The organism is Catenibacterium sp. co_0103 (genome assembly GCF_004168205.1).
In the GTDB taxonomy this organism is placed as follows: Bacteria; Bacillota_I; Bacilli_A; order Erysipelotrichales; family Coprobacillaceae; genus Catenibacterium; species Catenibacterium mitsuoka_A.
On the sequence record NZ_RCYB01000114.1, the window covers coordinates 1 to 5,897 of the forward strand.

Annotated in this window: 6 protein-coding genes; 4 read left to right on the plus strand and 2 right to left on the minus strand. The window is 34.3% G+C overall.

Features of this window, described 5'->3' with window-relative positions:
• Together EAI80_RS11665 and EAI80_RS11670 are read right to left on the minus strand one after the other, a co-directional pair.
• Positions 1 to 429, minus strand: a 429-nt coding sequence (locus tag EAI80_RS11665) for a sugar phosphate nucleotidyltransferase (protein ID WP_255452570.1), incomplete at its 3' end; no start/stop codon positions are given.
• Positions 430 to 623: 194 nt separating this feature from the next.
• Positions 624 to 2,003, minus strand: coding sequence for a glycoside hydrolase family 1 protein (locus EAI80_RS11670; RefSeq protein WP_129982174.1), 1,380 nt, complete (start codon positions 2,001 to 2,003; stop codon positions 624 to 626).
• Positions 2,004 to 2,161: 158 nt separating this feature from the next.
• Between EAI80_RS11670 and EAI80_RS11675 the strand changes: the two genes are divergently transcribed.
• From EAI80_RS11675 to EAI80_RS11690, 4 genes are all read left to right on the plus strand, one after another.
• On the plus strand, positions 2,162 to 3,040 hold the full coding sequence (locus EAI80_RS11675) for a MurR/RpiR family transcriptional regulator (protein WP_129982175.1): 879 nt from the start codon (positions 2,162 to 2,164) through the stop codon (positions 3,038 to 3,040).
• A gap of 163 nt (positions 3,041 to 3,203) precedes the next feature.
• Entirely contained in the window at positions 3,204 to 3,803 is a 600-nt protein-coding gene (locus EAI80_RS11680; RefSeq protein ID WP_129982176.1) for an ECF transporter S component, read from the plus strand.
• Positions 3,804 to 3,831: 28 nt separating this feature from the next.
• Positions 3,832 to 5,016: a bifunctional phosphopantothenoylcysteine decarboxylase/phosphopantothenate--cysteine ligase CoaBC gene (gene coaBC, locus EAI80_RS11685; RefSeq protein WP_129982177.1), complete on the plus strand. Its 1,185-nt coding sequence runs from the start codon at positions 3,832 to 3,834 to the stop codon at positions 5,014 to 5,016.
• A 2-nt stretch (positions 5,017 to 5,018) separates the two neighbouring features.
• Positions 5,019 to 5,795 (plus strand): type III pantothenate kinase, encoded by a 777-nt coding sequence (locus tag EAI80_RS11690; RefSeq protein WP_129982178.1) that lies wholly within the window; start codon positions 5,019 to 5,021, stop codon positions 5,793 to 5,795.
• Positions 5,796 to 5,897: the final 102 nt, after the last annotated feature.

A 5,897-nucleotide genomic window follows, 5' to 3' on the forward strand; every position in this document is an offset into this window, starting at 1 on the left:
TAATAAGAAATCATGAATCTGTACAAATGCTTCCTTACCATAATAGTCATCTGCATTAATAACTGCGAATGGTTCATTAATTAAACCATCACAAGCAAGAACTGCCTGTCCAGTACCCCAAGGCTTAGTACGTCCTTCAGGACATTCAATACCTTCTGGTAATGCCTTTAAATCCTGGAATGCATAAGCAATTTCTACATCATACTTTTTAGCGACTTCTTCAATACGATTCCCAATAACTTCTCTGAAGTCCTCTTCAATATCCTTGCGGATAATAAAGATAATTTTGTTGAAACCAGCAGCAATTGCATCATGGATTGAATAATCCATAATGATTTCACCATTAGGTCCAACTGGTTCTAACTGCTTGATTCCTCCGCCAAAACGTGAACCAATACCAGCAGCCATAATAACTAAACTTGTTTTCATTAGATACCTCCACTTTTACCTCTAGTAAAAGTATTCAATCATTTTTACCAACGCCATAATACACTATTTATATTCGAAAATCAAACTATTACAGTTAATCTACTCAATTTTATTAAGAAATTCTTAAGATATTAGCATTTTACTAAGTAATACTAAGGAAAAGAAAAAAGCCTCACGAATGAGGCTTCAGGTTATTAGTCTAAATCTTCACCATTTGATTTAAATGCTTTAGAGATCCAATAGAATGATTTCTTAGGTACTCTTCTTAAGTCTAATAGTTCTTCATCAGTTCTATTAACATATACAAAACCATATCTCTTTGCAATCTGGCAGCTAGAAGAAGGAATATCAATAGGACCCCAAGTAATATAACCTAAGCAATCAACACCATCTTCTAGAATCGCATTCTTCATTTCCTGGATATGATTACGATGATATTCAATTCTATAATCATCATCTACAGTATCATTTTCATTTAATGATTCTCTCGCACCCATACCGTTTTCTAATACGAAGCAAGGAAGATCATATCTTTCACTTAAAGTATTCATAACCCATCTAAATCCAATGGCATCCTTTTCCCAGCCCCATTCAGTCGCTTCAAGGTGAGAGTTCTTTACTACATGCTTTTCTACAATATCATTGAAAGGTGTAGTCATATCAAATTCACCTTCAGTAAGTGTATTAGAACGATAGTAAGAGAAGCATAAATAATCACATGTATACTTTAATAACTCTTCATCGCCTTCTTCAAATACAGGGAACCAACCTCTGTTCTTTAAGTATGCTGTATAGTATCTTGGGTATTTACCATTAGCCTGTACATAACATACCCAGTCATTGACTAAATCATAAGCTTTCTGACAGAATAAGTTATTCTTTGGTGTATCAGTTGCAGGATAGAAGTTAGTAATAGTTGTCATACCACCAAACTTAGCATCTGGTACTAATTCTCTTAAAGCCTTAACAGCCTTACAATGTGCAATCATAACATTATGTGCCACCTGATAAAGATGTTCAGCCTTAGATTTTCCTTCAGGTATAATTTCCGCATTTGAATAGATCAAGTTACATGAATGTAGGTTCTGTTCATTAAATGACATCCAGTGTTTAACTCTATCACCAAAACGCTCCATACAAACTCTTGCATAACGTTCAAATAAATCAACAACCTTACGTGATGCAAAACCGTTGTATTCCTTTACTAGATGATAAGGCATATCAAAATGAACTAATGTAATCATTGGAGTAATACCATTCGCAATCAATTCATCAATCAAATTATTATAGAACTGTACGCCTTCTTCATTGACTTCATCATCTCCATTAGGAATAATACGGCTCCAGCAAATAGAGAAACGGTAGAAGTTGAATCCCATTTCTTTCATTAACTGAATATCCTCTTTATAACGATGATATTCATCAATTGCCACTTTCCAGTCAGCATGTCCTTCTGGTGTAGGTCTTACATCATAAATTGATAAACCTTTTCCGCCTTCATCCCAGGCACCTTCAGTCTGGAATGATGATACTGAACCACCCCAGAAAAAATCTTTTGGTAATTTCTTTTCCATTTATTCGTCCTCCTTAATGGTACAATAATATTTTCACATAACCACTTAGAGAAGTAAATATGTACGGATAGAGTTTTAATTTTGTTTCAAAAAAGAGTGTTAAAAATCAAGTTTATTGAAAATACGTTTCATGATATAATTGGATCAGGTGATAAACAATGAGTATAATGACACAATTAGAATTCGCATTAGATTTCACACATGCTGAAGTGGAAATCGCCCATTACATATTAAATCATGGTGAAGATGTATTGAATCTATCTATTAAGGAACTTTCAAAAAGAACATATACATCTCCCGCCACAATAGTGAGACTATGTCGTAAGCTTGGTTTAGAGGGTTATAATGACTTTAAGATTAAGTATTCAGCAGAACTACAATATACACTTACTAAAACCAAAAGAATCGATGTTAACTTCCCCTTTGGTCCAGAAGACACCTATCCACAAATTGCCTATAAACTTGGTACGATGAGCAGAGAAGTTATTGAAGATACAATTAAGCTGATAGATTTTGATGATTTGCGTAAAGCGATAGAACTTATGAATCAATATGAGTCTATAGATATATATGGAAATGGTAATTCAATGTTAGAAGCTTTAAGCTTCCAGCATAAGATGACACGTATCGGACGTAACGTAAATATTCGTACATTAGAAGGAGAACAGATCTTTTTAGCTTATAACTCTTCTTCATCACATCTTGCGATGATTCTCTCTTATTCAGGAGAAACAGCTGAAATCATCCGTATTGCCCAGACCTTAAAAGAGAAGGGGACAAAGATGATTGTGATTACTTCTCTTGGCGATAATCAGCTATCACATTATGGTGATGTGATATTAAGGGTTGGTTCAAGAGAGAAAATCTTTACTAAAATAGCACCTTTTGCCTCAAATCTTTCTATGGAATATATTTTAAACCTTATTTTCTCATGTATATTCCAACGTGATTATAATAGAAACTTAGAGAAAAAAGTTAATTATGATAAGACAAAGGATGCAAGACATCCGGCTCGTTCTCCAGTAAATGACATCTAGTATAGGAAAATGTAATGCTTTTCATTTCCCAAAAATGAGTATATAATGGTTTTGCTGTGTAGGATATGCCCTGTGGCTACCTATTTAGGAGCTAACTTAATATTCTGCTGGCAAAACTATATTTACGTCATATTGCGTATGCAAATGACAGTGGAGGAAACAAATGAATAACAAAAAAACAAAGAATCTCACATTGCTTGCATTATTTATTGCGATTGAAGCAGTTATGGTCATGGTACCATTTTTAGGATTTATCCCTATTGGACCTTTAAGAGCTACATTGCTTCATGTTCCAGTTATTATTGCAGCTATTGTATTAGGTACTAAGCAGGGATGTTTGATTGGTCTTGTATTTGGTTTATCTTCATTATTAATGAACACAATGCAGCCAACTGTTACATCTTTCGTCTTCTCACCATTTATTAGTGGATCAGTACTTAGTGCAGTTATTGCGATTGTCCCAAGAGTTATGATTGGGTTTGTATCAGGTTCTATTTATCAATTACTTAAGGATAAACAGCAGACTATTGCGACTGCAGTGGCTGCATTCTTAGGTGCTTTAACTAATACTGTACTTGTATTAGGTGGTATCTGGGCATTATTTGGTACATCTTATGCAAAAGCGATTGGACAGGATGCAAGTAAGCTTGGAAGTTACTTCTTAGCTGTATCAAGCACACAGAGCCTACTTGAAGCTTTTGTAGGTGTAGTGATTGTGGTGATTGTCACAAAACCTCTCTTCGCTTTAATGAAGCGTAGATAACTTATAAATGAAAAGAGGGTATTAATAGATGAAAAAATTGATTATAGGAATTACTGGTTCTATTGCGGCATTTAAGACTGTACAGTTCATTAGTGATCTAGTGAAAGAAAAATATGAAATTGAAGTCATGCTCACTACAAGTGCAGCTAAGTTTGTCACACCAACTTCTATTTCTGCTCTCACAAAGAAGAAAACATATATTGATGTCTTTGATGATGATCCTGGATGTATTACACATGTAGACATTGTCAAGGATGCTGATCTATTTATGATTGTACCAGCAAGTGCAACTACAATTGCGAAATGTGCAAATGGTATTGCGGACAATATGTTAACAGCTGCTTTTCTAGCAGCCACATGTCCTAAACTCATTGCGCCTGCAATGAATGTTCATATGTATGAAAATAAAGCCACTCAGCGTAATATCCAGACTCTAAAGGATGATGGTGTCTTATTTGTAGAACCAGTTGTAGGACTTCTTGCCTGTGGTGATACGGGTAAAGGTAAACTTGCAGACTATGATCATCTTCATTTAATGATGGAATATGCACTTAGCGATCATCCATTACAAGGTAAAAAGGTATTAGTTACTGCAGGACCAACTCAGGAATCTTTAGATCCTGTACGTTTTCTTACAAATCATTCATCAGGTAAAATGGGATACTCAATTGCCCGTGCAGCATGTATACTTGGCGCCAAAGTAAGATTAATTCATGGACCTACATCATTAAAGCCAGTACCTTATATTATCAATCAATCTATTACAAGTGCCCAGGATTTATTTGAATGTGTAAAAAGACATCATACACATTATGACTATATTATTATGTCAGCTGCAGTAGCTGACTATACACCTGTAAAAACATCTACAGAAAAGATTAAGAAAAATGACAATGAACTTATTCTTAAACTTAAAAAGAATCCAGATATTCTTGATTATATAGGACATCATCAAGTTGAACATCAAGTGATATGTGGATTTGCGATGGAAACACAAGATTTAATTGAAAATGCATCAAAGAAATTAAATAAAAAACAATGTGATCTGATTATTGCGAACCATCTTAAAACAGAGGGTGCAGGATTTCAGGGTGATACAAATGTTGTTACTATTATTACTCAGGATTCTATGAAAGATATCGATAAGATGTCTAAATCAGATCTAAGCTATATTATCTTAAAAGAATGTATGAAAATAGGAGCTAAGAAATAAGAATGCTATTGGTTATAGATATCGGTAATACAAATATTACTATTGGTGTTTACAAAGAAGATCATTTAGTAGGGCGTTTTCGTATGACAACACGTATGGAACGTACATCAGATGAATATGGCTTAATGCTTCATTCATACCTTCAAGCATCTCACTTGAATGTAGAAGATGTGAAAGATGTTATTATTAGTTCTGTTGTACCAAAGATTAACTATTCCTTCTCAAGTTCCATTATTAAATACTTTCATATTAGACCACTATTTGTTGGTCCAGGTGTGAAAACAGGCATCAATATTCAAATTGATCATACTTCTACTCTTGGGTCAGACCGTTTGGTAGATGCAGCAGGGGCATACTATACTTATGGTGGTCCATGCTTAGTTATTGATTTTGGTACAGCGACTACTTATGATGTTATTACAGAGAAAGGTGTTTTTATTGGTGGTGTAATTGCACCAGGCATTGGTATAGAAGCCGGTGTTCTTTCTTCTATGGCAGCTCAGCTTCCAGAAATTGAATTAGTCAAACCACAGCATATTATTGCGAAAAACACAGTCTCTGCAATGCAGGCTGGGGTTGTTTATGGTTATATTGGTAAGACTGAATATATTATCAAGAAGATTAAAGAAGAATATGGACAGAACCTAAAAGTAGTATCTACTGGTGGTTTAGGCAAGCTTATTGCGAAAGAAACTGAATTAATAGATATTTATGATCAGGAACTTACATTTAAAGGTCTAAAGATCATATATGATAAGAACAAGAAGGATCGTCACTGATCCTTCATTTTTTTACAAAACCTTATGTCAACCGAAATTGATAATGTCTCAAAAATAATCAAACATTAGCACCACAACGGTGCTTTTGTTTTGCAGCATAAT